General features: G+C 60.8%; 30 protein-coding genes. 17 read left to right on the forward strand and 13 right to left on the reverse strand.

Translation table 11 applies throughout. The features are described from left to right. Positions 1-23: 23 nt before the first annotated feature. Both IHQ71_RS27380 and IHQ71_RS27385 read right to left on the reverse strand, forming a co-directional pair. Entirely contained in the window at positions 24-656 is a 633-nt protein-coding gene (locus IHQ71_RS27380) for a TetR family transcriptional regulator C-terminal domain-containing protein (RefSeq protein ID WP_258159550.1), read from the reverse strand. Position 657: 1 nt separating this feature from the next. Then, positions 658-1,533: a dimethylarginine dimethylaminohydrolase family protein gene (locus tag IHQ71_RS27385; protein WP_258159551.1), complete on the reverse strand. Its 876-nt coding sequence runs from the start codon at positions 1,531-1,533 to the stop codon at positions 658-660. A 203-nt stretch (positions 1,534-1,736) separates the two neighbouring features. On the opposite strand from IHQ71_RS27385, the gene IHQ71_RS27390 reads away from it, so the two are divergent. From IHQ71_RS27390 to IHQ71_RS27405, 4 genes are all read left to right on the forward strand, one after another. Further along, positions 1,737-2,510 (forward strand): ABC transporter ATP-binding protein, encoded by a 774-nt coding sequence (locus IHQ71_RS27390; RefSeq protein ID WP_258159552.1) that lies wholly within the window; start codon positions 1,737-1,739, stop codon positions 2,508-2,510. 33 nt (positions 2,511-2,543) lie between these two features. Continuing rightward, entirely contained in the window at positions 2,544-3,323 is a 780-nt protein-coding gene (locus tag IHQ71_RS27395; protein WP_258159553.1) for a transporter substrate-binding domain-containing protein, read from the forward strand. Positions 3,324-3,390: 67 nt separating this feature from the next. Next, on the forward strand, positions 3,391-4,122 hold the full coding sequence (locus tag IHQ71_RS27400; RefSeq protein ID WP_258159554.1) for an ABC transporter permease: 732 nt from the start codon (positions 3,391-3,393) through the stop codon (positions 4,120-4,122). Then, positions 4,119-4,946, forward strand: coding sequence for an ABC transporter permease subunit (locus tag IHQ71_RS27405; protein WP_374990062.1), 828 nt, complete (start codon positions 4,119-4,121; stop codon positions 4,944-4,946). The genes IHQ71_RS27400 and IHQ71_RS27405 overlap by 4 nt, the downstream gene beginning before the upstream one ends. Positions 4,947-4,976: 30 nt before the next feature. Here the strand turns inward: IHQ71_RS27405 and IHQ71_RS27410 are convergent, their stop codons facing one another. Then, positions 4,977-5,612 carry a VUT family protein gene (locus tag IHQ71_RS27410; RefSeq protein ID WP_258159556.1) on the reverse strand — a complete coding sequence of 212 codons (636 nt, stop codon included), beginning with the start codon at positions 5,610-5,612 and terminating at the stop codon, positions 4,977-4,979. 127 nt (positions 5,613-5,739) lie between these two features. Beyond that, positions 5,740-6,024, reverse strand: a complete 285-nt coding sequence (gene rpmB, locus IHQ71_RS27415) for a 50S ribosomal protein L28 (protein ID WP_258159557.1) — start codon at positions 6,022-6,024, stop codon at positions 5,740-5,742. 247 nt (positions 6,025-6,271) lie between these two features. On the opposite strand from rpmB, the gene IHQ71_RS27420 reads away from it, so the two are divergent. From IHQ71_RS27420 to IHQ71_RS27430, 3 genes are read left to right on the forward strand one after another with little or no spacing between them, the layout of a single operon-like run. Next, positions 6,272-7,048 (forward strand): DUF3108 domain-containing protein, encoded by a 777-nt coding sequence (locus IHQ71_RS27420; protein WP_258159558.1) that lies wholly within the window; start codon positions 6,272-6,274, stop codon positions 7,046-7,048. A gap of 25 nt (positions 7,049-7,073) precedes the next feature. After that, on the forward strand, positions 7,074-7,958 hold the full coding sequence (locus IHQ71_RS27425; protein WP_258159559.1) for a DMT family transporter: 885 nt from the start codon (positions 7,074-7,076) through the stop codon (positions 7,956-7,958). Beyond that, on the forward strand, positions 7,955-9,025 hold the full coding sequence (locus IHQ71_RS27430; RefSeq protein ID WP_258159560.1) for a glutamate--tRNA ligase family protein: 1,071 nt from the start codon (positions 7,955-7,957) through the stop codon (positions 9,023-9,025). Before IHQ71_RS27425 ends, IHQ71_RS27430 begins: the two co-directional genes overlap by 4 nt. Here IHQ71_RS27430 and IHQ71_RS27435 read toward each other — a convergent pair. Next, positions 8,987-9,877: a YihY/virulence factor BrkB family protein gene (locus tag IHQ71_RS27435; RefSeq protein WP_258159561.1), complete on the reverse strand. Its 891-nt coding sequence runs from the start codon at positions 9,875-9,877 to the stop codon at positions 8,987-8,989. The genes IHQ71_RS27430 and IHQ71_RS27435 overlap by 39 nt on opposite strands. A 120-nt stretch (positions 9,878-9,997) precedes the next feature. On the opposite strand from IHQ71_RS27435, the gene IHQ71_RS27440 reads away from it, so the two are divergent. The 3 genes from IHQ71_RS27440 to IHQ71_RS27450 are packed head-to-tail and all read left to right on the forward strand — an operon-like array spanning position 9,998 to position 11,672. Further along, entirely contained in the window at positions 9,998-10,831 is an 834-nt protein-coding gene (locus tag IHQ71_RS27440; RefSeq protein WP_258159562.1) for an SDR family oxidoreductase, read from the forward strand. A gap of 22 nt (positions 10,832-10,853) precedes the next feature. After that, a complete protein-coding gene (locus tag IHQ71_RS27445) occupies positions 10,854-11,057 on the forward strand; it encodes a twin transmembrane helix small protein (protein WP_258159563.1) in 204 nt (67 codons plus the stop codon). Positions 11,058-11,093: 36 nt separating this feature from the next. Beyond that, positions 11,094-11,672: a cob(I)yrinic acid a,c-diamide adenosyltransferase gene (locus IHQ71_RS27450; protein ID WP_258159564.1), complete on the forward strand. Its 579-nt coding sequence runs from the start codon at positions 11,094-11,096 to the stop codon at positions 11,670-11,672. Positions 11,673-11,681: 9 nt separating this feature from the next. Here the strand turns inward: IHQ71_RS27450 and IHQ71_RS27455 are convergent, their stop codons facing one another. Next, positions 11,682-11,987, reverse strand: coding sequence for a hypothetical protein (locus IHQ71_RS27455; RefSeq protein WP_258159565.1), 306 nt, complete (start codon positions 11,985-11,987; stop codon positions 11,682-11,684). Positions 11,988-12,161: 174 nt separating this feature from the next. On the opposite strand from IHQ71_RS27455, the gene IHQ71_RS27460 reads away from it, so the two are divergent. The 7 genes from IHQ71_RS27460 to IHQ71_RS27490 all read left to right on the forward strand — a co-directional run bounded on the left by IHQ71_RS27460 (position 12,162) and on the right by IHQ71_RS27490 (position 17,769). Then, positions 12,162-12,935: a rhomboid family intramembrane serine protease gene (locus IHQ71_RS27460; protein ID WP_258162969.1), complete on the forward strand. Its 774-nt coding sequence runs from the start codon at positions 12,162-12,164 to the stop codon at positions 12,933-12,935. A 191-nt stretch (positions 12,936-13,126) separates the two neighbouring features. After that, positions 13,127-13,873, forward strand: a complete 747-nt coding sequence (locus IHQ71_RS27465; RefSeq protein WP_258159566.1) for an electron transfer flavoprotein subunit beta/FixA family protein — start codon at positions 13,127-13,129, stop codon at positions 13,871-13,873. A gap of 31 nt (positions 13,874-13,904) precedes the next feature. Continuing rightward, positions 13,905-14,834, forward strand: coding sequence for an electron transfer flavoprotein subunit alpha/FixB family protein (locus IHQ71_RS27470; protein ID WP_258159567.1), 930 nt, complete (start codon positions 13,905-13,907; stop codon positions 14,832-14,834). 231 nt (positions 14,835-15,065) lie between these two features. Further along, positions 15,066-15,950 carry a 3-hydroxybutyryl-CoA dehydrogenase gene (locus IHQ71_RS27475; protein ID WP_374990063.1) on the forward strand — a complete coding sequence of 295 codons (885 nt, stop codon included), beginning with the start codon at positions 15,066-15,068 and terminating at the stop codon, positions 15,948-15,950. A 126-nt stretch (positions 15,951-16,076) separates the two neighbouring features. Further along, complete coding sequence (locus IHQ71_RS27480; RefSeq protein WP_258159568.1) at positions 16,077-17,090, forward strand: aldose epimerase family protein; 1,014 nt, start codon at positions 16,077-16,079, stop codon at positions 17,088-17,090. Positions 17,091-17,167: 77 nt separating this feature from the next. Then, the gene (locus IHQ71_RS27485) at positions 17,168-17,395 is read left to right on the forward strand and encodes a type II toxin-antitoxin system Phd/YefM family antitoxin (RefSeq protein WP_258159569.1); all 228 of its coding nucleotides are present in this window, start codon (positions 17,168-17,170) and stop codon (positions 17,393-17,395) included. After that, positions 17,392-17,769: a type II toxin-antitoxin system VapC family toxin gene (locus tag IHQ71_RS27490; RefSeq protein ID WP_258159570.1), complete on the forward strand. Its 378-nt coding sequence runs from the start codon at positions 17,392-17,394 to the stop codon at positions 17,767-17,769. The genes IHQ71_RS27485 and IHQ71_RS27490 overlap by 4 nt, the downstream gene beginning before the upstream one ends. Before the next feature lie 31 nt (positions 17,770-17,800). On the opposite strand, the gene IHQ71_RS27495 is transcribed toward IHQ71_RS27490, so the two are convergent. The 7 genes from IHQ71_RS27495 to IHQ71_RS27525 form a co-directional block, all read right to left on the reverse strand. Continuing rightward, on the reverse strand, positions 17,801-18,868 hold the full coding sequence (locus IHQ71_RS27495; protein WP_258159571.1) for an ABC transporter ATP-binding protein: 1,068 nt from the start codon (positions 18,866-18,868) through the stop codon (positions 17,801-17,803). Positions 18,869-18,872: 4 nt separating this feature from the next. Then, on the reverse strand, positions 18,873-19,706 hold the full coding sequence (locus tag IHQ71_RS27500; protein WP_258159572.1) for a carbohydrate ABC transporter permease: 834 nt from the start codon (positions 19,704-19,706) through the stop codon (positions 18,873-18,875). 4 nt (positions 19,707-19,710) lie between these two features. Continuing rightward, positions 19,711-20,643, reverse strand: a complete 933-nt coding sequence (locus IHQ71_RS27505) for a carbohydrate ABC transporter permease (protein ID WP_258159573.1) — start codon at positions 20,641-20,643, stop codon at positions 19,711-19,713. A 149-nt stretch (positions 20,644-20,792) separates the two neighbouring features. Then, positions 20,793-22,052: a sugar ABC transporter substrate-binding protein gene (locus IHQ71_RS27510; RefSeq protein WP_258162971.1), complete on the reverse strand. Its 1,260-nt coding sequence runs from the start codon at positions 22,050-22,052 to the stop codon at positions 20,793-20,795. Between the two features lie 34 nt (positions 22,053-22,086). Next, positions 22,087-23,253, reverse strand: a complete 1,167-nt coding sequence (locus tag IHQ71_RS27515; protein ID WP_258159574.1) for a PLP-dependent transferase — start codon at positions 23,251-23,253, stop codon at positions 22,087-22,089. Then, positions 23,250-23,972, reverse strand: a complete 723-nt coding sequence (locus IHQ71_RS27520; RefSeq protein WP_258159575.1) for a FadR/GntR family transcriptional regulator — start codon at positions 23,970-23,972, stop codon at positions 23,250-23,252. Before IHQ71_RS27520 ends, IHQ71_RS27515 begins: the two co-directional genes overlap by 4 nt. Positions 23,973-24,144: 172 nt before the next feature. Next, positions 24,145-25,038, reverse strand: a complete 894-nt coding sequence (locus tag IHQ71_RS27525; protein WP_258159576.1) for an SIS domain-containing protein — start codon at positions 25,036-25,038, stop codon at positions 24,145-24,147. Positions 25,039-25,042 lie beyond the last annotated feature (4 nt).

Genomic DNA, 25,042 nt, shown 5'->3' on the forward strand with positions numbered 1-25,042 from the left:
GGCGGTTCCTTTCCGGATTTCTCTTACTTCTTTTCGGCGAGCGAAATGCCGAGCAACCGCTCGACGGATGACAGCGCGACATGGGCGAGTTCGCCCTCGCCGAACATATCGGCGGCCATCGAGCCTTCGAGCCAGAGCCCGTCCATCAGTCCGTTGATGGCGATGGCGAGATAGCGCAGTTCTCCCGGCGCGAGCTTGCGGCCGGTCTCTTCGAGTGCGGCACCGATATGCGCCTCGAGCTTGTCGCGGAAGGCGAGATAGCCCTCGCGATGAATGGCGGCCAGCGCCTCGTCCACCGTGATCTGCGAGATGAAGGTCGCCCAGAGCGACAGGTTGCGCGGATCGATGATAGGCGGCTTGAAATTCGCAATGACGAAAATCCTGAGCCGGCTGACGGCATCCGTGCCGAGTTCCTCGGCGGCGTCGTTTGCTGTCTCGAACATGGTGTTCATGATCGCGCGATAGGCGGCCTGGAACATCAGTTCCTTGCTGACGAAATAGTGGCGGATCAGGCCAGGCGTCACGCCGGCGCGATCGGCGATCTCGCGCACGGTCGCACCCTGGATCCCGGATTCGGCGATCGCATCCAGCGTCGCGGCGATCAGGTCCTGACGCCGCACTTCTACGCTCTCATGATGGAAGGACCGCCGCGTCATATCAGGCTGCCCTGAGCACGGGACGGGTAAGGCAGGTCGGGCCGCCCTCGCAGGCGATGCAGAGCGCATCGGCCTCGAAGGTCTCGACGACGCAGCCCTCGGCTTCCATGGCCGCCTTGGTCAGCGGGAAGCCGTCGACCATGATCACGTGCTTGGGCGAGGTCGGCAGGACATTGAGGTTGAGGCCGTTCGAAGCGGCGAATTCCTCGGCGGGCGCAACGATCATGCGGATGCCGCGTTCCTTGAGCAGCATGTAGAAAGCAGCCGGCAGCAGCGGTGCATGGACCAGAGCAAGGTCATCGGCCAGCGGCGAGATCACGCTCATCAGGTGCAGACAGGCTTCCTCGCCCTGCCAGAGCGGCAGGTCGAAGCAGAGGACGGTAACGCCGAGCGGCTTCAGGATTTCCTGCATCTGTTCGATGCCGGCCTGGTTGGAGCGGACGCCACGGCCGATGGCGAGCGTCTTCGAATCGACCCAGACGCAATCGCCGCCTTCGACCGTGCCCGGCGCCTTGATGCGGCCGAGGATCGGGATGCCGGCGTCCTTGTAGGCATCCTCGTGCATCTTGCCCTCGGGAACCCGCAGCCGCTTGCCCATGCGCAGGATGATGGCACCCTGGTCGGTCATCAGCGAGGGGTCGTGGGTGAACATCGAATCGGCCAGGCCGTCGCCGGCATCTTCCATCCACTGGATGACCGCGCCGGACTTTTCCACAAGCGCCGCGAACGTCGCATACTGCGCGATTGCCTTCTCGCCATCAAAGGTTGGACCGTAATGCCATTCGGACGCATCGGCCTCAAGCAGGCTTTTGCCGGGGCGGCGCATCAGCACGCGGGCAAGCGGACTGGACATCGCCTGGGAACCGAAGGCGTTCATTATTTTCTCCATGGATGTGGTAACCGGCCGATTGCATCCGGTCCTTGTGACGGAAAGTGGATTATACACTTGAATAATTTAAGAACAAGTGATTTACTGATTTTTAACGCGACGAAAGAGGCCAGTGGCTTTCATCGTAAAAACATAAACTGGGGAACAAGAATGAACACGGATAGATCCAAAATCCGGTATTGGCGGTTTTCATGAGTGAGTCGGCGGAAGCGATTCAAGTCGCTGATCTGCATAAAAAATTCGGCCCCCTGGAAGTTCTGAAGGGTGTGTCGCTGACAGCCCGGCAAGGCGATGTGATCGCGATCATCGGCGGTTCCGGTTCGGGCAAATCCACCTTCCTGCGCTGTATCAACATGCTGGAGCTTCCGAGCGCGGGCACGATCACCATTCATGGCGAGAGGATCGACATGAAGAAGGATGGCCATGGCGGCTTGATGCCTGCAAACCGGAAGCAGGTCCAGCGCATCCGTTCGCAACTGGCCATGGTGTTTCAGAACTTCAATCTCTGGCAGCACATGACCGTGATCCAGAACGTCGTCGAGGCGCCGATCCATGTGCTCGGCGTGCCGAAGGACCAGGCTATGGCGCGGGCTGAAACCATCCTCAAGCGGGTCGGGCTTTACGAAAAGCGTGATGTCTATCCCGGCTTCATGTCCGGCGGCCAGCAGCAGCGCGCGGCAATTGCCCGGGCACTCGCCGTGGAGCCGCTCGCCATGCTGTTCGACGAGCCGACTTCGGCGCTCGATCCGGAACTGGTGGGCGAGGTGCTCGCCGTCATCGGCGATCTCGCCAAGGAAAAACGCACGATGATCCTCGTCACCCACGAGATGAAATTCGCGCGCAACGTGGCCAGCCACGTCGTCTATCTCCGGCAGGGCATCGTCGAAGAACAGGGACCGCCCGAACAGCTGTTCGGCAACCCGCAGTCCGAGCATCTGAAACGCTTCATCAGCTCGGTCCACTAATCAACAAGCCAAACCAGAAACTGGGAGAACAGTATGAAAAACGGTTTGAAAGTCGCAGCCCTCGCTCTCGCAATCGGCATCTCGGGCGGTGCATCGGCAATGGCTGAACAGGTCAAGGTCGGCTTTGCCGCCGAACCCTATCCGCCCTTCACCTCGCTTGACGCGTCGGGCAAGTGGGTCGGCTGGGAAGTCGAATTCGCCGATGCGATCTGCAAGGAAGCCAAGCTCGATTGCGTGATCACGCCAGTTGCCTGGGACGGCATCATCCCGGCACTCACCACCAAGAAGATCGACATGATCGTCGGCTCGATGTCGATCACCGAGGAACGCCTCAAGACGATCGACTTCTCGGACAAGTATTACAACACCCCGACCGGCATCATCGGCCGCAAGGACGACAAGTTCGACGCGACGCCGGAAAGCCTCGCGGGCAAGATCATCGGCGTCCAGGTTTCGACCATCCACCAGGATTACGCCACCAAGCATTTCGGCCCGACGGCCGCTGAGGTCAAGGAATACCAGACCCAGGACGAAGCCAACCAGGATCTTGCCGCCGGCCGTGTCGATGCCGTGCAGGCCGACGCCATCGCGCTCGACGCCTTCCTCAAGTCGGAAGCCGGCGCCTGCTGCGACCACAAGGGCAATGTCGCGGACGATGCGGCGATCCTCGGTGCCGGTGTCGGCATCGGCATCCGTAAGGACGAAGGTGCTCTCAAGGAAAAGCTGAATGCCGCGATCAAGGCGATCCGCGCCAACGGCACTTATGACACTTTCTCGAAGAAGCATTTCGACTTCAACATTTACGGCGAGTGATGTCTTCTGAACGCGGCGCGCGGTTCCGGTCGCGCGCCACCTTTTCCTCCAGGCGGCGACATCGCGCATGTATGAAGCCCTGACGGCCCTTTCGGATCTGAGCGTTCTGGCATTCGAGCCCCCCGGCTGGGGTGCTGTGCTCCTCGCGGGCTTAATCAATTCGATGTATATCGCCTTCGGCGGCTATGCGCTCGGCATGGTGATCGGATTGCTCGGCGCTTCGGGCAAGCTCTATGGCGGTGTCGTCACCCGCGATCTCCTCGAAGTCTACACGACCGTCGTCCGGGCCGTGCCCGAACTCGTTCTCATTCTCATACTCTACTACGCCGGCACCGAGGCGCTGAATGCCGTGCTGATCCGCATCGGCATCGGCCAGGTCGATATCAGCGGCCTGGTTGCTGGCATTGTGGTTATCGGAGTCGTGCTTGGGGCTTATCTGACAGAGGTCATACGCGGCGCGATCAAGGCGGTTCCGGGTGGCGAGATAGAAGCGGGACGCTCCTATGGCATGGGGCCGTTTCAGATTTTCCGCCGCATCATATTTCCCGCCATGCTGCCGCATGCGCTTCCGGGCCTCGGCAATTACTGGCTGACGACGACGAAGGATACGGCGCTTCTGGCCGTTGTCGGCTTCACCGAGCTGACGCTGGCCACCCGGCAGGCGGCAGGCGCCACTAAGCATTACATGACCTTCTTTCTCGCCGCAGGCGCGATCTACCTGACAGTCTCGATCCTGTCGGGCATTGTCATCAAGATCATCGAAGCGCGCTTCGGACGCGGTCTGGTGAGGCCAACCTGATGAGCGACACCACCACCGTCCAAAGCACCGCTGTTGTCGATGTTGCCAAACGCGTCAACTGGTTCATGCCGCATCGGGTTATCATGATGCTGGTTGCGGCCGGTCTCGTCATCCTGGCCGCGACGACCATGCGATGGGACTGGATCCCGCAGTATCAAAACCAATTGCTGGTTGGCATAGGGCGGACGCTGGCATTGCTTTTCTCGAGCGCCATTGTCGGCATGCTTTTCGCCATTCCGCTTGGTCTCGCCCAGGTGACCGGTCCGAGGCCGCTCGGCTGGCTCGCAGCCGGCTTCTGCGGCATCATCCGCGGCACGCCGCTGCTGCTGCAGCTATGGCTGCTCTATTACGGCCTGGGTTCGATCCTGGCGGCAAACCCCGATTTCCGGAAGGAATATCCCGAGATATTCTATTATATCAGGCAGGCGTGGCCCTATGGCTTCCTGGCGCTGATGCTCTCGTTCGCCGCCTATGAGGGCGAGGTGATGCGCGGCGCCTTCAAGGGCGTGCCGCGTGGCGAACTCGAGGCCGCAAAGTCCTATGGTATGGGCCGTTGGACGATGTTCCGCCGCATCTGGCTGCCGCGCGCGCTCCACCGCGCATTGCCCACCCTGACCGGCGATACCGTGCTGCAGTTGAAATCGACGCCGCTGGTGGCGACGATTACCGTCGTCGATGCCTATGGCGTGATTTCGAAGGTCAGGCAGGCGACCTACCTGACCTATGAGCCGCTGCTGCTGCTCGCCCTGATCTATATGATCCTGACCGGCATCATGGTCGTCGCATTCCGCTATTTCGAGAACATGGTTCCGAGCAAGCGGTGACGGCGGGGTCTTACTTGCCTGAAAACCGCGTCAAACCTTCGCCACACCAGGCATCGGCTTCAACGTGCTCATCAGCGCGCCGTAGGGCAGCAGCAGCACGATCGCAAACAGCATCTTCACCGAGAGATCGCCGAGCGCCCAGGAGATCCAGCGTGGGGCTTCCTCCGTCATGACACCGAGGATCGGTGCGTGTTCGATCGCATAGGCATCGTTCGGGCCGAAGACCGAGAAGGCCGGGGCGAACGCGAACGAAAAGAACAGCACCGTATCGAGGATCGAGCCCAGCATGGAGCCCGCGAGGGGCGCGTGCCACCAGCTCTGCCGACGGAGCCGATTGAAGACGGAGATATCGAGCATCTGGCCGAGAAGGAAGGCGAGGCCCGACGCGATCGCAATACGCGGAAGAGAAAGGTACCAGGACAACACCACGCCCACGACGAAACCGCAAAGCACGACGATGCGCGCATATCTAGGCCCGAACTGGCGATTGGTGAAATCGGTCACCAGGAAGGCGAAGGGGTAGGTGAAGGCACCCCAGGTCAAGAGGTCGGCGAGGTTGATCGCGCCGAGCATGCCCTGCACCGGATACTGCACGAGGATATTGGAGGCGACGACGACAAGCGTCATCAGCATGATGTAGACGAGGGTATAGCGCTGGGTCAGCATTTTTTTATCCTGGGTGATGCCACCAGTTGGAGGAACGATGGGATGGGCGAGGTGCCCACGTAAGAATGACAAAAGGCCTGAACGGTTGCCCGGTCAAGCCTTGGGTCGGAAAACCGGATGCCTGATATCAGGCAGCGACCTTCTTTTCGATCTGGCGTTTCAGCAGGCGAGCGCGGATCGACAGTTCGCTGGCATCGGCCTTGGTGAGGAAGGCATCGAGACCGCCGCGATGTTCGACCGAACGCAAGGCATGTGCCGAAACGCGCAGGCGGAAACGCTGGCCGAGCGCGTCGGAGATCAGCGTCACCTGGCAAAGGTTCGGCAGATAGCGGCGCTTGGTCTTGTTGTTCGCATGGCTGACATTGTTTCCAACCAGGACGCCCTTGCCGGTCAGTTCGCAAACTCGGGACATGGTATCACCTATTCTTTTATCCGGCCGGACAAACTAAAAACGGACCCGAAATTCGGGCCCGCGCGCCGCTGGCCTGTTTTTGAAGTTGCGGTTCCATAATTGGAGCGGCCGGGCCTGTCAAGACTATCCTTGGATTTCGAGGAATTTTCTGACAGGACACAGCCTTCCTGACAAAGCCTTCCTATATGTCACGCAGAAAAAACACAAAGAATCCGTAAGTGCGGGTCATTCGTTGCAGGGCGTTATCATGGTCAAAGCTTTTGCCGCTACATTCCTGTCGTTTTGCACAGCTTTCGTGCCTCTAGCGGCAGGGGCGGAGCCGGTCCGGCATCGCGCCGATTTCGACATCCAGCTGGCAGGACTGCCCTTCGCGCGCGCCAGCTTCAACTCCCGGCGCGATGACAATCTTTATGAGATCCAGGTCGATTTCAAATCGGCGGGCGTCGGCCACATGGTTTCGGACCTGACGGCCGAGCTCGTCTCCACCGGTGTGATCGAAAACGGTGGCTTGCAGTCCCAGCGCTATTATCTTCAGTATCGCAAGGGCAAGCGGCATCGACTGTTCGAGACCGAATTCAAGGACGGCGACGTCGTCTCGACCCGCATCGAGCCCCAGCGCGACCGCTCGCGCCAGAAGAACTGGGTGCCGGTCATGCCGGAAGATTTGAAGGCCGTGACCGACCCGCTCGCGGGATTGATCCAGCCCGGCGGCAGCGATCCATGCAAGCCGCTGATTCCTGTCTATGACGGCGAAACCCGGCTTGACCTGACCCTGGAACCTCGGCGCGAGGATACGTTCAAGACCGATGGTTTCGACGGCAAGGTCGTGGTCTGCGGCATGCAGTACAAGCCGCTCGCGGGCTATCGCAAGGGCAGCACCGAGGCCGAATTCCTGCGCCGCCTGAAGAGCATGGAGATCTGGTTTGCGAAAACGGAGCGAATGAATGTATATGCTCCGGTGTTTTTCTCCGTCCCGACAAGGTTTGGCACCCTCACCATGAAGGCCACGCATTTCGACGGATGATCGGCTTCGAAGGGAGAGCTTATCCGTGAATATGCGTGCGACATCGATAGGTTTTTCCGCGATCCTGATGTGGTCGCTGCTGGCGCTGTTCACAGCCGCCTCCGGCAAGATGCCGCCCTTCCAGCTGTCCGCGATCTGTTTCGCCATCGGTTCGCTGCCGGGAATTGTCCTTTTCATCGCGCGGCCTGAGCGGCTGAAACTGCTGAAGCAGCCGGTGGCGGCCTGGGCCACCGGTATCATCGGGCTGTTCGGCTATCACTTCCTCTATTTCACCGCACTCCGGAACGCGCCGCCGGCCGAAGCGGGCATGATCGCCTATCTCTGGCCGCTGTTCATCGTGCTCGGCTCCGCCATGCTGCCGGGCGAGCGGCTCAGGGCTGTCCATATCATCGGCGCGCTGATCGGCTTTGCCGGTGCCGCGCTGATTCTCTCAGGCCGTGTCGGCGGATCGGAGCAGTTCACCGACGCCCAGCGCTATATGGGTTATGCCGCGGCGTTTGCCTGCGCGATCACCTGGGCAAGCTATTCACTGCTCAGCCGCCGATTCGGCGATGTGCCGACCGATGCAGTGACGGGCTTCTGCCTGGCGACGGCGGTCCTGTCGGCGATCAGCCATCTGTTTCTCGAGACGACGGTCTGGCCCACCGCATCGACCGAGTGGCTGGCGATCCTGGGCCTCGGCATATTCCCGGTCGGGCTCGCCTTCTACGCCTGGGACCATGGCGTCAAGAAGGGCGACATCCAGCTTCTCGGCGTGGCGAGCTACGCTGCGCCGGTTCTGTCCACGCTTGCCTTGATCGCGGCGGGCTTTGCCGATGCCACATGGCAGGTGCTGCTCGCCTGCGTCCTGGTTCCGGGCGGCGCCCTGCTCGCGGTCTCCGGCACGGTCTTCAAGAAGAAGGCGGCATGACGGAACAGCCGGTCTTTCGCTTTGCGCCGAGCCCGAACGGCGAATTGCATCTCGGCCATGCCCTGTCGGCGATCCTCAATTTCGACATGGCGAACGAGGTGGGCGGCCGCTTCCTTCTCCGCATTGAGGACATCGATCCGGCCCGCTGCCGGCCGGAATATGAGGCGCAGATTTATGATGATCTGCGCTGGCTCGGGCTGGAATGGGAAGAGCCGGTTCGGCGGCAATCCGAGCATGTGGCGGAGTATCAGGCAGTGCTCGATGATCTGAAATCGCGGGGGCTGGTCTACCCGGCCTTTCTCTCACGCGCCGAGGTTAAGGCGCATGTCTCGGACTACGAGAGGAATTGCGGCCGCTGGAAATATGATCCAGATGGTTCGCCGCATTATCCGACAGGTGAGCGATATCTCGACCCAGCAGACGCCGAGGCGCGGATTGCCCGTGGCGACCGGCATATGTGGCGGCTGAATATGGAAAAGGCGCTGGCCTTCGTGCAAGGGGACACTCCCCTCTGGCCTGCCGGCCATCTCCCCCTCAAGGGGGGAGATTGGATGGAGGGTCCGCCTCGGCCATCAGAAACGTCGAGTTTGCCGCAAATTCGGCAGCTTATTGAAGGCGGTGAAAGTGCTGCGAGTCAATCTCCCCCCTTGAGGGGGAGATGGCCGGCAGGCCAGAGGGGGGTAAGCGAAAACTCTCTGATATGGACCGAGGCAAATTCGGGCGAGGAGCGCGTCACCCCCGCGAACCCATCCGTCTGGGGCGACGTCGTGCTGTGGCGGTGGGACGCGCCGTCGAGCTACCACCTCTCGGTCGTCCTCGATGATGCCCTCCAGGGCGTGACCCACGTTGTGCGCGGCATGGACCTGTTTCACGCCACGCATGTCCACCGCCTGCTGCAGGTCCTGTTCGGCTTGCAGGCGCCGATCTACCACCACCATCCGCTGATCAAGGATGAATCAGGCCAGAAGCTCTCGAAAAGCATCGCCTCGACCGGGCTTCGCACCTTACGCGAGGCCGGCGAGACGCCGTCAGGGATCCGTCGCCGGCTCGGACTCCTGGCCGCGTGACGCGCGCTTGATGATATCGCGGACGCGATATTTCAGCAGTGCGGCATTGATCTCGGCGCCGAGAATGAAGATCACCCCGGTCATGTAGAGAAACACCAGCGCGATCATGATCGAGGCCAGGCCGGCATAGGTCGCGGCATAATTGGCGAAGCTGCCGATATAGTAGCCGAAAATGAAGGCGCCGCCGATCCAGGCGATGATGGTCAGGACAATGCCCGGGACGACATCGAGGAACCGTCTTCGACCGGCCGGCAGGTAGAGATGGCAGACGAGCAATGCGATCAGCACCGTCGCGAATGCGCCCCAACTCGACCAGCTATCGACCACGATCAGCAGGTCCGTTGCCCACGGCACCCAGCGCCCGGCATATTTGAGCGCAAGCGGCGCGGCCACCAGGAAAATTGACAGCATGACCAGCGCCATGACCGCCGCCAGCACATAGCCGAGACTGATCGGCCGGGTGATGTACCACGGACGCGGCTCCACGACTCGGTAGGCGCGGTTGAGCGAGATGCGCAGCGCCTCCACCCCATTGGACGCGAAGTAGAAGGCCGCCAGCACCGAGATGGTCAGCAGTCCGCCGCGCGGGATGGTCAGCACCTGCGTCACCTCGCGTGCGATCGGGTCGGCGATCGTCGCGGGCAGGTTATCGAAGATCAGGTGGACCGCGGTTGCCGAAAACTGGTCGGCGCCGAGGAACGTTGCCAGCGTCGTGCCGAAGATCAGGAAGGGGAAAATCGCGAGCAGAATAGACAGCGCGACATGGCTCGCCATTGCCCAGCCGTCATCCTCGGTGAAGTGCCAGAATGCGTCGAAGCAGACTTTCCATGTGATCCGGACAAAAAGCGGCATTCCACCTCGCTGGGTCTGTTCATGCATTTAACGCGCCAGGACGCGCTTTCGTTGAGGCCATTGCGCAGGCAATGCCGAATATGGGAAACAACCACCCGATTGTACAGGAAGCATCGGCAAATGGATCAAAAACCGGCGATCATCGTCACGGGCGCATCAACGGGCATCGGGGCTTACTGTGCCCGGGCGCTCAGCCAAGATGGCTGGCGGGTGTTCGCCACCGTCCGGCGCGAGGAGGACCGCACAGGTCTCGAAGCCGAGGGCATCGAGACCTTCGTGATGGATTATACCGATCAAGCCTCGATACATGCTTTGGTCGACGAGGTTCTCGCCCGCAACGGCGGCAGGCTCGATGCGCTCTATAACAACGGCGCCTATGGCCAGCCCGGCGCGGTCGAGGATCTGCCCACCGATGTGCTGAGGCTGCAATTCGAGACCAATGTCTTCGGCTGGCACGAGCTGACGCGGCGGCTGATCCCGGTCATGCGCGCCCAGGGCCATGGCCGCATCGTCAATTGCTCGTCGATCCTCGGCCTGGTGCCGTTTCGCTGGCGTGGCGCTTACAACGCCTCGAAATTCGCGCTCGAGGGCCTGACGATCACCATGATGATGGAGCTTCGCGGCTCCGGCATCGAGGTCAGCCTGATCGAGCCCGGGCCGATCCGTTCCGAGTTCATGGCGAATTGCCTCAAGGCCGTCGAGGCGCATATCGACCTGGAAAATACCGTCCACAAAGTCGAGTACGCGCGCCAGCTTAAGCGTCTCCGCGGCGAATTGTCCGGGGCAAAAGGCAAGCTCGGGCCGGAAGCGGTTTATGAAGTCCTCAAGCACGCCTTGACGTCGCCGAAGCCCAAGCCCCATTATATAGTCACGAAACCCGCAAAGCGCGGTGTGCTGCTCAAGCGGCTTCTGCCCTCCCGGCTGTTCTACAGGATCATGGGAAGCCTGGGCTGACTATCTATAAGGACGAACTGACATGGGTACCGTAACCTATTTCCTCGCCATCGTGGTGATGTTCGCGGTCGTCGTCGTGCTGATACGCGGCCTCGTGAACATGCTGCGCGGCGGGTCCGGCAATACCTCGAACAAGCTGATGCAGGCGCGCGTCGTGCTGCAGGCCATCGCGGTGGCGCTGATCATGCTGACGCTGTGGCTGACCGGCGGCGGGCGGCCGACCTGATTTTCGACGGCAGCCTCGGGGGGACGCGCTGAACGCATGGTAAAACTCAACAAGATCTACACCCGCACCGGCGACAACGGCACGACCGGCCTCGCCACCGGTCCGCGCCGCTCCAAGAGCGATCTCCGCATCGAGTGTTTCGGCGCGGTTGACGAGACCAATGCCACACTCGGCCTCGCCATGCTGCATGTCGGCGCCCATCCCATCCTCGGCGAAATGCTGCCGCGCATCCAGAACGACCTCTTCGATCTCGGGGCCGACCTCGCCACGCCGGATACCGGCGAGAAGATGGAGTGGGAGCCGCTCCGCATCGTCGCGGCGCAGGTGGAACGCATCGAGCAGGAGATCGATCTCCTCAACGGCGAGCTCAAGCCGCTCAATTCGTTCATCCTACCGGGCGGCTCGCCGCTTTCGGCCTATCTCCATTTGGCGCGCACGGTCTCACGCCGCGCCGAGCGGCTGATGGTGGCGTTGGGCGAACGCGAGGGTGAGATCGTCAGCCCCGAGGCATTGAAATACGCCAACCGGCTGTCGGATTTCTTGTTCGTCGCGGCCCGGCATGCCAACCGCAAGGGTGAGGCGGATGTGCTTTGGGTGCCGGGGAAGAATCGGTAGGCGTAGAAATCAACGCTCTCTTTCTACAGCCTCTACACGTCGCGCAATGTCGCTGACGCTTTCTTCGATTTTCGAAAGCGACGCTTCGATCGAGGTTTGAATATTTGCCAAGGAACCGCCGAGTTCCATCTTCATCATCAGTTCGATGTCATCGCGAAGTTCGCCCTGTCGTCGCTCGATCCGCCTGGTCAGTTCGTAGCTCGCGTTGACTAGGCGCATCATATCGGCGACGTCCTTCCGGACAAGACGCATCTCATCCATATTGGACTTGGCCTGCTTGGCCAGGAAATCGAGGCTCACAGTTTCCGTCGTCATGCATCGGTCTCCGAACTGTCTGTGCAGTTTAGCGCGTTATTTCCCAGTCCACAACGTTTCGCCGCGGCGGACGTTGCGCGCTTAGAATTGCCGGCGAAGATAAGGGCAGCGACTTGCAAATGGCTATGACATATTTCACGTTGAAGCACAGTGACCGAGGAGACCAAGCCGCAGATGTTCGTGCCGCTCTATGACGTCAATGCGCTGAAACATATCCGCGTCCAGTATGTGACCATCTCGCTCATCGTCATCAATGTCGCCGTCTGGCTGGTGACCGGCTTTGCCGCGACCGATGAGTTCTCGGGCCGCGCCTCGATGGGTCTGGGCTATATCCCCGCGCTCTTGTTCGACAACCGGCACCTCGATCCCTCGCTCTATCTGATACCCGAGGACTATACCTACATCACCTATGCCTTCCTGCATGGCGATTTCTGGCATATCGCCACCAACATGCTGTTCCTCTGGGTCTTCGGCGACAATGTCGAGGATGCGATGGGGCATGTGAAATTCCTGATCTTCTACCTGCTCTGTGCTGCCGCGGCGGCCTGGTTCCACGGCTTTCTCGATCCGCATTCGACCGGTCCGCTGATCGGCGCATCGGGCGCGATTTCGGGCGTCGTCGCATCCTATTTCCTGCTTCATCCCAAAGTGCGGATATGGGTGCTGATCCTGTGGCGCATTCCGCTGCCGTTGCCGGCCTTTATCCCGCTAATCTTCTGGATCCTGCAACAATTCTACATGCTGGTCGTGGACAATGAGGGCAATGTCTCCTGGGCGGCGCATGCCGGCGGTATTCTTGCCGGGCTGGTGCTGACCCCCGTGCTGAAGCGCTGGGCGGTGCCGCTGTTCGATCGCACCATCGTCAGCCCCAGGGCGGTGGAGCACAAGGAGGCCGATCCGGCCACGGTCGAGGCGCCGCAAAAAACTCCGCCCAATTGGGGTCGTTAAAATCGATTGAAGCGCCTGCTGGCAATGTTGACCTTGGTGTAGCCGCTCTATATTCCGGTTGCGACATCGCTGGATGCTGGGAATTCACAAGCAGATGGCGAGAATGGCGCATGCCGATGCCGCGCCTAGACAATCAGGGAAAGGCGCAGATAGCGCATTTTCCGCCGGACTCTTGTTAGGGAAGGACCTCCATGAAGATTCTCGTGACCGTGAAGCGGGTTGTTGACTATAACGTCAAGATCCGTGTGAAGCCCGATGGTTCGGGCGTCGAGCTTGCCAATGTGAAGATGTCGATGAATCCGTTCGACGAAATCTCGGTTGAGGAAGCGCTGCGCCTGAAGGAAGCGGGCAAGGCCGAGGAAGTCGTGGTGGTTTCCGTCGGTCCGGCGAAGGCCGAAGAGACGCTGCGTACCGCGCTCGCCATGGGCGCCGATCGCGCCATCCTGGTCGAGACCGACGAACTGGTCGAGCCTCTGGCCGTTGCCAAGATCGTCAAGGGCGTCGCCGAAGCCGAACAGCCTGGCCTCGTCATCGTCGGCAAGCAGGCGATCGACGACGATTCCAACCAGACCGGCCAGATGCTGTCGGCACTGCTCGGCTGGGCCCAGGCGACCTTCGCCTCCAAGGTCGAGATCAAGGACGGCTCCGCCGACATCACCCGCGAAGTCGATGGCGGCCTCCAGACGATCAACGTCAAGCTGCCGGCGGTCGTCACCTCGGACCTCCGCCTCAACGAACCGCGCTACGCCTCGCTGCCCAACATCATGAAGGCCAAGAAGAAGCCGCTCGACAAGAAGACGCCCGCCGATTACGGCGTCGATGTCACGCCGCGCCTCAAGGTCGTCAAGACAGAGGAGCCCTCGGGCCGCAAGTCCGGTGTCAAGGTCAAGTCGGTCGGCGAGCTGGTTGAAAAGCTCAAGTCCGCCGGCATCATCTGATCCACAACAAGCAAGATAAGGAACAATAACAATGACTATTCTTCTTGTTGCCGATCACGACAACGCTCATCTCTCGGACCAGACCAACAAGGCATTGACCGCCGCCACCCAGATCGGTGGCGATGTCCACGTTCTGGTCGCGGGCCAGGGCGTCAAGGCAGTCGCCGACCAGGCTGCCAAGCTCGCCGGCGTCTCCAAGGTCCTGCTTGCGGAGAGTGACGAGTATGGCCATTTCCTGGCCGAGCCGCTCGCCGCGCTGATCGTTGCAATGGCGGCGGGCTATGACACGATCATCACGGCCGCGACCACATCGGGCAAGAACGTCTTCCCACGCGTCGCAGCCCTGCTCGACGTGCCGCAGATCTCCGAGATCACCGACGTCGTGTCCGCCGACACGTTCAAGCGCCCGATCTATGCCGGTAACGCCATCCAGACAGTGCAGTCGACCGAAGCCAAGAAGGTTATCACCGTCCGGACCGCGAGCTTCGCATCCGCTGCGGAAGGTGGCTCCGCCACCGTCCAGACGATCGCCGCCGAAGCCAACCCGGGCGTCTCGTCCCATGTCGGCGATGCGCTGTCGTCGTCGGATCGTCCGGAACTCACCTCGGCCAAGATCATCATCTCGGGCGGACGTGCTCTCGGCTCGGCGGAGAAGTTCAAGGAGTTCATCCTGCCGGTCGCCGACAAGCTCGGTGCCGCCGTCGGTGCTTCCCGCGCCGCCGTCGATGCCGGCTACGCACCCAATGACTGGCAGGTCGGCCAGACCGGCAAGGTGGTCGCCCCCGACCTCTACATCGCCGCCGGCATTTCGGGCGCCATCCAGCACCTCGCCGGCATGAAGGACTCCAAGGTCATCGTCGCCATCAACAAGGACGAGGAAGCCCCCATCTTCCAGGTCGCCGATTACGGCCTCGTCGCAGACCTCTTCCTGGCCCTGCCTGAGCTCGAAAAGGCGCTTTGAGCCTGATCCGAAAGCATTCAGAACCCCCGGCAAGGCAGTCCGCCCCGGGGGTTTTGTTTTGCTTCGCCGTGCGTCTTCACCATGCCGGACAAGTCATTTCGCAAATGCGAAAAAAGGCTGGAAATGGTCATGGAAGGGAAGTATCAATGGCTGGACTTGCGAAATGGCATGTCCGGCATCTATTATCCGGTACTTCAAGCAAAAAAGCACGCCGGACGTTCGACGGGAAACATGATGGGCAGTGAAATCAAGACGATTGGCGTGATCGGTGCGGGCCAGATGGGCAACGGCATCGCCCAGGTGGCCGCCGCCGCCGGGTACCGCGTGCAACTATACGACCTCTCGGCGGAGAGGATCGAGACCGCGCTCGCCACCGTCAATGGAAACCTGGCGCGTCAGGTCGCAAGCAGCAAGATCACGGAAGAAGAGCGCAAGGCGGCGCTCGCCCGTATCTCCGGCTCCTCCGATATCAACGACCTCGCTTCGGCCGACCTCGTCATCGAGGCCGCCACCGAGGAAGAGGCCACCAAGCGCAAGATCTATAACCAGGTCTGTCCTGTCCTGAAGCCAGAGGCGATCCTCGCCACCAATACCTCGTCGCTGTCCATCACGCGGCTGGCCTCGGCCACGGACCGGCCGGAGCGGTTCATGGGCATCCATTTCATGAATCCCGTGCCGGTAATGAAGCTGGTCGAACTGGTTCGCGGCATCGCCACCGACGAGAAGACCTTTACCGCCGCCAAGGAATTCGTTGGCTCGCTTGAGAAGACGATCACAGTTGCCGAGGATTTCCCGGCCTTCATCGTCAACCGCATCCTGCTGCCGATGATCAACGAGGCGATCTATACGCTTTACGAGGGCGTCGGCTCGGTCGATGCGATCGACACGGCAATGAAGCTTGGCGCCAATCATCCCATGGGTCCGCTGCAGCTTGCCGATTTCATCGGTCTCGACACCTGCCTGTCTATCATGCAGGTGCTGCATGACGGTCTCGCCGACTCGAAATACCGGCCGTGCCCGCTGCTGGTCAAATATGTCGAAGCAGGCTGGCTGGGCCGCAAATCCGGCCGCGGCTTCTACGATTATCGCGGCGCCGTCCCCGTTCCCACCCGCTGATCACGGGATATCCAGATGTTTATCAACCCCTTTTTGACGTCTCGGCGTCGAGAGGGGTTTTCTGTTGTTGCGGCTGGCTGAAAAATCATACAATTTCCCTGCCGAGCATTCCGGGAGTGAGGCCAGATGGCAAAGAGCGAGACATTCGGCACAGGCCGTAACGGGGAAACCGTGACCCGTGTTTTCCTCAAAGGCGGTGGGCTGACCGCCAAAGTGCTGACCTGGGGCGCGATCATCCAGGATATCAGGCTCGAAGGCCATGCCGCACCACTGGTGCTTGGCCACGAGAACATGCCGAATTATCTCGACCATTCGCCCTATTTCGGCGTGACGCCGGGCCGTTCTTCCAATCGGTTGGCCAATGGCCGCTTCACGATCGACGGCCACGAATACCAGCTCGAACGCAACGAGAAGGGTGTGACCCATCTCCATGGCGGCTCGGATGGGATCGCCAACCAGAACTGGGAGATCATCGACCTCACTGATGATCGCGTGACGCTCAGGGTCGTCGATCCCTCGGGCCGCGCCGGCTATCCCGGCAATTGCACTGTTACCGCGATCTATCACCTGAAGCCGGGCGGCGTGCTTTCCGTGGCCTATGAAAGCACCACCGATGCGCCGACGATCGCCAATATCTGCCAGCACAGCTATTTCTCACTGACCGACGGCCACGATACATCTGACCACGAGCTAATGATCGCAGCCGATAGCTACCTGCCGACAAATGCATTGCAGATCCCCGAAGGCGGACCCAAATCCGTCGAAGGCACGCCCTTCGATTTCCGCGTGATGAAATCGATCATTCAGGTGGAAAACGGCGAGCGCGTATTTTACGACCACAATTTCTGCCTGTCGGACGAGCGCGTCACGAAGCGCCTCGTTGCTCACGCCATGAGCCGGAAATCCGGCATCAACCTGCATGTCCACACGTCCGAGCCCGGCGTCCAGTTCTATGCAGCGTTCAAAATGAACGTGGAGGTTCCGGGATTGGATGGGCTAAGCTACCCGCCCGGTGCGGGCTTCTGCCTGGAAACCCAGATCTGGCCGGATGCCATCAATCAGCCGGGCTTCCCCAATGCCGTACTCCGGCCGGGCGAGGTGCTGAGGCAGGAAACGGACTACGTGTTTTCGAAGGGTTGATCACGCCCTGTTTGCCTAATCGGTAGCCGCGAATTATATTGTTGGCTCAGTGCCAACTGCTGCTATCAGGATTGTCAATGAACATCGCGATCAAGGACACTTCTCTAGAAGACATCGTGCGCCGCATCGAGGCTGGCGAACACGTGACGCTGACGCGCGACGGCAAGCCTTTCGCGAAGGTCGAGCCTACCCTCGCAGAAGCAGCGCCGGTCAAGAAGAGCATCCTGGGAGCGATGCGTGGCCAAATATGGATGGCGGATGACTTCGATGAACTCGGTCCCGAATGGGACGAGTACACTAAATGACATCACGCCTTTTTCTTCTAGACACACACATCGTCATTTGGGCTCTGAACGGCGATGCGCGTCTCCCGGCCCAATATGTTCCTATCATAGAAGACGGCGCGAAATGCTATGTGAGCATCGCATCGCTGTGGGAGATCGCCATCAAGCAATCTCTCGGGAAACTTGATGTCCGAAAGGATGTCGTGGATGCCTTGATGGAGGGCGATATTGAGCTTCTCCCTGTGAGCACGGCAGCCATCGAGGCGGTCCGCACTCTTCCGCATCACCATCGCGATCCCTTCGATCGCATGCTTATCGCCCAGGCGATGACAGAGAACCTGAGTCTGCTGACGGTCGATCGCCATTTCGCGCTTTATAGCGTCACGATAGCCTGAGCGTCAATCCTAAGGCCGGTCCCGATACCGTTCAATCGATCCTACGCCCGTCGGCATCGAAGACATGCAGGTGCTGGGGTGGGAAGGCGACCTGGATCTTCGGGCCGGCGGCGAGCATCGCGCGATCGAGCGTGAACAGCTTGAACGGCAAGCCGTGCAGCGAGGCATGCACGATGATCCCGAAACCGGTCGGCTCCATGAGTTCGACACTTGCCGTCATCCCACCTTCGCTGACGACCGCGACATGTTCGGGCCGAACCCCGAGTGTCACCGGCGCATTCGGTGCGATGCCGCTCTTGGTTCGCACCGGCAACTCAGTGCCGTCGGCTAGCTTGATCGTCGCGTTCTCGCCAGAGAACACGCACTGCGCTTCGAGGAAATTCATCCCCGGCGAGCCAATGAAGCCCGCGACGAACAGGTTGGCGGGGCGATCGTAGAGATCGAGCGGCGTGCCGACTTGCTGCACCACGCCGCCATGCATGGCGACGATCCGGTCGGCCAGCGTCATCGCCTCGATCTGATCATGCGTTACATAGATGGAAGTCGCCTTGAGGTCGGCGTGCAGTTTCTTGATCTCGGCGCGCATCTGTTCGCGCAGGCGCGCATCGAGATTGGAAAGCGGTTCGTCGAACAGGAAGGCCTTGGGCTGGCGCACAATGGCGCGGCCCATGGCGACGCGCTGGCGCTGGCCACCGGAGAGTGCCTTGGGCCGACGCTCCAGTAGGGGATCGAGCCCGAGCTTGGCGGACGCAGCAGCGACCGCGCTTGCGATCTTCTCCTGCGCCTGCTTCCTAAGCCTCAGGCTGTAGCTCATGTTGTTGGCCACATTCATATGCGGATAGAGCGCATAGGATTGGAACACCATGGCGATATCGCGATCCTTGGGCGCGAGATCGTTGACCCGCTTGCCCTCGATGCTGATATCGCCGCCGCTGACCTCCTCGAGCCCCGCAATCATCCGCAGCAATGTGGACTTGCCGCAACCGGAGGGGCCGACCAGCACGATGAATTCGCCGTCCCTGATATCGAGATCGACGCCGTGCAGGACATGCACCTTGCCGAAGCTCTTCTGGACATTCTGGATATTGATGGAAGCCATAAGTTTAACCCTTGACCGCGCCGGCCGTGAGGCCTTGGACGAGATAGCGCTGGATGAGCAGGAAGAAGAGGCCGGCCGGAATGAGCGCCATGACGCCCGCTGCCATCATCTGCCCGAAATCGACCGAGAATTTCGACACAAAAGTGAGCAGACCGACCGGGAAGGTCGCGGCATCATTGCCGTTGATCAGCATCAGGGCGAAGAGCAACTCGCTCCAGGCGGCGGTAAACACGAAGCCCAGCGTCGCGGCGATGCCCGGCAGCGTCAGCGGCAGGATGATTTGGCGGAACGCAACGAATTGGGTGGCCCCGTCGATCATCGCGGCTTCTTCGAGATCGCGTGGAATTCCGTCGAAGAAGGACTGCATCAGGAAGGTCGCGAAGGGCACGTTGAAGGCAGTGTAGACGATGATGAGACCGGTCAGGCTGTTGGTCAGCCCGAGCGGCGACAGGATCTTGAAGATCGGCGCCACCAGCATGACCAATGGGAACATCTGTGTCAGCAGCATCAGCGCCACGATCCAGTATTTCGCAGGGAAGGAGAAGCGCGACAGCGCATAGCCGGAGAGTGACGCGCAGACCGTCACGGCAACCGCCGTCGATGCCGAGACGATCAGGCTGTTCTTGAAGAAGGTCGGAAAGGCGCTGTGGCGCAGCACGAAGGAATAGTGTTCCCAGGTCATCTCTGACGGCCACATCCGCACGCCCTCGCTATAGAGCAGCTTGTTCGGCGTCACCGAAACCTTAAGCAGCCAGAACAGCGGAAACAGCGCGAAGACGATATAGACGAGAATCGCCAGTCGGTGCGCAATGGTAGGAATTATGCTGCCTGATCTCATGGTCTCAATCCTTCAACAGCATCTGGCGGAGCAGGATGATCAGCATCGAATAGGCGAGCAGCAGCACCAGCAGCACCAGCGCGATCGCTGAGGCGTAGCCGAAATCGAGCGCCCTGAAGGCTTGGGTGAAGATGTAGCTGGCGACGATCTGCGTCCGGTCCGCCGGCCCGCCCGATGTCATCACCACGATCAGGTCGGCGAAATTCGAGACCCATACGGTGCGCAGAAGCACCGTGACCGCGATGGTCGGCGCGAGAAATGGCAGCGTGATCGAACGGAAGCGCTGGAACCAGCCGGCACCATCGATCGAGGCGGCCTCGTAGAGATCGCGCGGGATTGCCTGCAGTGCTGCCAGCAGCGTGATGGCGAAGAAGGGAATGCCCCACCAGACATTGGCAATGATCGGCCCCCACATCGCATAATGCGGGTCGGACAGGATATTGCCCGGCTCGTTCATCAGGCCCATCGCAAAGAGCCAGTGCGGAATAGGCCCGATAACAGGATTGAAGAGCCATGCCCAATTCAGGCCAGCGAGGAAACTCGGCACGGCCCAGGGCAGGAAGACCAGCGCCTGGACGATGCCCCGGCCGCGAAACGGCTTGTCGAGCAAAAGCGCGAGGATCAGCCCGAAGATGAATTGCAGGAGGACGGAAGCGCCTGTCCACCAGAGCGTGTTCTTCAGCGCTCCATAGAATGCGGCATCTTTGGACAGGGTCCGGAAATGATCCAGCCCGATAAAGCCGCCCGAGAAGGGATTGAGCAGCACGATATCGCGGAAGGCATAGGAAATGCCGATCACCAGCGGCACCAGCATCACCCCGGCAATCAGGATCAGCGATGGCGCGCTATATAAATAGGGCGTCGAACCGTCGGCGAGGCGCTTCAGCCACGGCTTGCGGTCGTGCCGCCGGTCGATCGTATCGGCAGGAATGGTCATCAGCCAAGCTTTCCCTCATGCGGCGCCTTCGCCGTCATGTATTGCAGCGTCTTTCGCTGTCATTTTCGCGGCGTCTTCGCGCCGGTCTTACCCCGTGAAAGTTGGCGACGGCCGGCTACCCCAGCCGCCCGCCGCCGATCTCGCCCTGCTTACTTCTTGGCGAGATGTTTCTGCTGGGCCTTGGTCAGATATTCGGCCCACTGGTCAGCCAGTTCCTTCGGCGTGATCTCGCCGAGCAGCGCCTGCTGTGAGGTCTTGATCGCGATCGAATCCTTGAAGAAGGCAAACTCCTCAAGATAGGTCGGCATCACGGTCGGAACCGTGTTCGGATCCGCCAGTTCCTCGAACCAGCCCTTGAACTGGTCACCCGCGTAGAAAGGGTCCTTCTCGGCCGACTTCAGCGCCGGCAGCGCGCCGACGCGCTTGTTCCACTCGATATTGCCTTCCGGGCCTTCGAGGGTGGCGATCAGCTTCCAGGAAAGATCCTTGTCCTTGGTGGTCGAGAACATCGACCAGCCGGCATAGCCGATCGTCGGATAGGACTTGCCATCCGGCCCCTTGGGCAGCGGCATGACGCCGAAATCGTCCTTGTTCATGCGTTCGGCAATGGCGATCAGCGCGTCCGGATCCTGGTCGAGGAAGGCGCATGTACCGGAATAGAAGCCGGCCACGATCTCGTTGAAGCCCCAGTTGATGCTGTCCTTCGGCGCGTAGCCCTTCTTGTAGAGATCGACCATCCACTCGAAGCCCTTGACCCAGCCTTCGCTGTTCATGGTCGAGGTGCCATCTTCTTTGAAGTAGGTATTGTCGCCGGCCATGGAGGCGGCGAAGATCATCCAGCCATTGAGCCCGCCGGGACCGCCGCGCATGCAGTAGCCATATTTGCCGGGGAGCTTGGAAATCGCTGCTGAAGCCGCGGTGAATTCATCGAGGGTCTTCGGCGGCTCCTTCACGCCGGCTTCTGCAAGAAGCTTCTTGTTGTAGAACATGGCGCGCAGATAGAAGCCGTAAGGCAGCATATAGGCCGTATCCTTGACGTCGCGGCCGAGGTCCAGTGCGCGCGGTGTCAGGTCGCCGGTGTGCTCCCACTTTTCGAGATAAGGCTCAAGGCTTTCGAGCATGCCGTTATTGGCATAGAGCGACAGCCAGGTGTCGGGCATTTCCATCACGTCGGGCGTGTCGCCGGCGGAGACCATGGTGGCGAACTTCTGGAAGGCTTCGCCCCACGGCAGTGAGATGATCTCGACCTTGGTGCCGGGATTGGCCGTCTCGAACTTGGCGACGATCGATTTCAGCGTTTCGGTGCGCTCGGGGCTGGTGATCACTTCCACCAGTTTCAGCGTCGTGTCGGCAATGGCGGTTCCCGCCATCATCGTGGCGAAGAGTGCTGCGGTAATCAGTCTTTTCATCATGTCCGTTTCTCCCAGTTTCGGTTCATTGATCTCACGTTGCGGCTGCCATCGCCGCCTCGATATCGCTCCATAGCGCCTCTGTTCCCTCGAGGCCGACATGGAGGCGTACGGACCGCGCATTGATGCCAAAGGCATGCGCGGAATTCGGCTGTGCCTTCTGCTGAAGCACGACCTCGCCCGGTACGATCAGGCTTTCATGTCCGCCCCAGCTGACACCCAGCTTGAAGAGCGAGAGGTGATCGGCGAAGGCGCGGATATCGACGCCCTCGCGGAAAATGAAAGAGAACAGGCCCGAAGTGCCGTTCAATCCCGGCGGCAGGCGATTGGCGAGACCCGGATGGCACACCTGCTCGACCAGCGCATGATCCTGCAGCCGCCGTGCGATCTCCATGCCGGAGGCTTCGTGTGCTTTCATGCGGATCGGCAGAGTCCGCAGGCCGCGAATGAGCAGCCACGCATCGAACGGCGACATCTTGGCGCCGAGATAGGGATAGGCCTCGGCCTTGATGCGGCCGATCAGCTCCTTCGAGCCCGCGACGACGCCCGAGACGACATCGCTATGACCGCCGAGATATTTAGAGGCGGAATGCAGCACAAGATCGACGCCCAGCTTGATCGGTTGCTGGAAGATGGGGCTCGCCCAGCTGTTGTCGATCATGGTGATCAGACCATGCCGCTTTGCGAGCGCCGCAAGCGCGCCGACATCATGGGCTTCCATCACCCAGCTTGTCGGGCTTTCCATGTAAAGCAGCTTGGCGCCGGGCAGCGCCCTGGCAACCGCTTCCTCGTCGCGGCCATCGACATAGGTCACTTCGACCTTGAGCTTCTTGAGGATCGTGCCGAACAGGCGAAAGGCATCGGGATAGACGTGGCGGACCGCGACGATGCGGTCACCCGGTTCGACGAAGCTCAGCACCGTGGACGAGATTGCCGCCATGCCGCTGGCAAAGCCGAGTGCATCCTCCGCACCTTCAAGCTTGGCCAGCATCTCCTCGAACATCCGGACGGTCGGGTTCAGGCCGCGCGTATAGATCGGCCGCACCTTCTCGCCGCGATACGAGGAAATCATGTCGTCGTAATCGGAGAAGGTGAAGAGCGACGTCTGGAAGATCGGCGGCACCACGGCCTCCGCATAGTTGCCCTCGTCATGCGCGACGGTGAGCGAAGCAAGTTCGAACGGATCCAGCCCGTCATTCATTTCGACATTTCCTTGATATCTTCCTCGACCACGTCGAGAATCTTGAGCGTCTCGCGCCGCGCGGCCTCGGTGTCCTGGGCGACGATCGCGTTGAACAGCGTGCGGTGGAACGGAAACGAGCGGCGGGCGAAATCCACCCGGTCGAAGGGGTGTGTCCAGAACCGCTCGAATGCGCCACGCATCTGCTCCAGCAATTGCGCGAACAGCGGATTGTGGGTGGCATCGTAAATGGCAAGGTGGAAGGCCAGGTCCTCCGGCCCCGACGTGCCCTTGGCAATATGCACGCGCTCCATCTCGTTGAGCTTTTCCTCGATCATGACGAGGTCCTGCGCCGTGCGGCGGCGCGCCGCGACCATGCCGGCTTCGCATTCGATGCCGCGCCGTACTTCCAGCGTCTGCAACAGCACATCGCGCAGATGCGTCGCATTGAGCGACAGCGGCATGTGGATCGTGGCGAGAGACACGGGCTTGAGCAGATACGTGCCGCTGCCCTTGCGGGTTTCCATGACGCCGAGCGCCTGGAAATGACGGATGACCTCGCGGATGGTCGAGCGGCCGACGGCGAGCGCCGACATCAATTCGCGCTCGGCTGGCAACCGGTCGCCGGCTTTCAGGCTGGCGCTGTCGATATAGGTGGCGAGCGCGTCGATGACCTGCGCCGCCCTGTCGAGCGGCGGCAATGGCATGAATTGCGGCCTGCCGTTTACATCTGCCGTCATCCGGCGATTTCCCCTGTCGACGCCGCTTCTTGAATCGAGCGGCTTTAAATTGGTCTGACATCCTAGCATTTCCGACGAATCGGTCCTTGTCAACCAACTCCGAGCAAGGGTCAGACATGCCGTCGCAACCGAGATGCGGTTTCAGCAGGATCGGGGTATTAGGGGCGTATGATCAGGATTGCTTGGCAGGCCCGTTGATGCGCTGGTTGCGCAGCAATTGCTTCATGTTTTCAAAGCGCTGCCCATGTTCGGCGTCACGTCGAAGACCGACCGCCGAACAGAGGATATCGACGACGACGAGGGCCGCGATACGCGAGATCGTCGGCGTGTAGATGTCGGTATTGTCGAGCGTCTCGACCAGGATTGCCACGTCGCAATGGTCGAGCAGCGGCGAGCGCGAGCCGGAAACCGCGATCACCCTGGCGCCGCCGGCCTGCGCTTCCTTCGCCACCTCGATCATCGCGATCGTGTGGCCGGTATTGGAGAAAATCACCGCAACATCGCCGGGCCGCATCATCGATGCTGTCATCAACTGCTGATGCGTGTCGGCCTGCGCGCCGCAGGGCACGCCGAACAGCGGAAACTTCTGCTGTGCATCGAGCGCCACGATGCCCGAGGCGCCCAGGCCGAAGAATTCTATGCTGCGGGCCTCGCTGAGCAGCGCGATCGCTTCACCCAGCGCCTTGGTGTCGAGATGGCTGCGCGCCCAGTCGAGGCTGGTCATCGTATAGCCGAAGATCTTCTCGACCAGTTCGGACGTACTGTCGTCCTTCGAAAGCACCGAATGCGTCGCGGTCGTGCCGAGTGCCAGGCTATGGGCGAGCCGGAGCTTGAACTCCTGGTAGCCGCTGCAGCCGATCGCCACACAGAACCGAATGACGGTCGGTTCGCTGACATCTGAGAGGGCTGCTGCTTCCGCCAGTGCGGCATTGAGGATACGACTCGGATCCTCCAGCACGCGGTTGGCGACCTTGCGTTCGGACTTGCGAAGGTCAGGCAAGGCCTGCCGCACGATTTCTAGGATGTTTTGCCCGGTATTGCGGCTGGATATTTCTTCATATGCCATGACA

This window comes from Rhizobium sp. TH2, from assembly GCF_024707525.1.
In the GTDB taxonomy this organism is placed as follows: Bacteria; Pseudomonadota; Alphaproteobacteria; order Rhizobiales; family Rhizobiaceae; genus Rhizobium_E.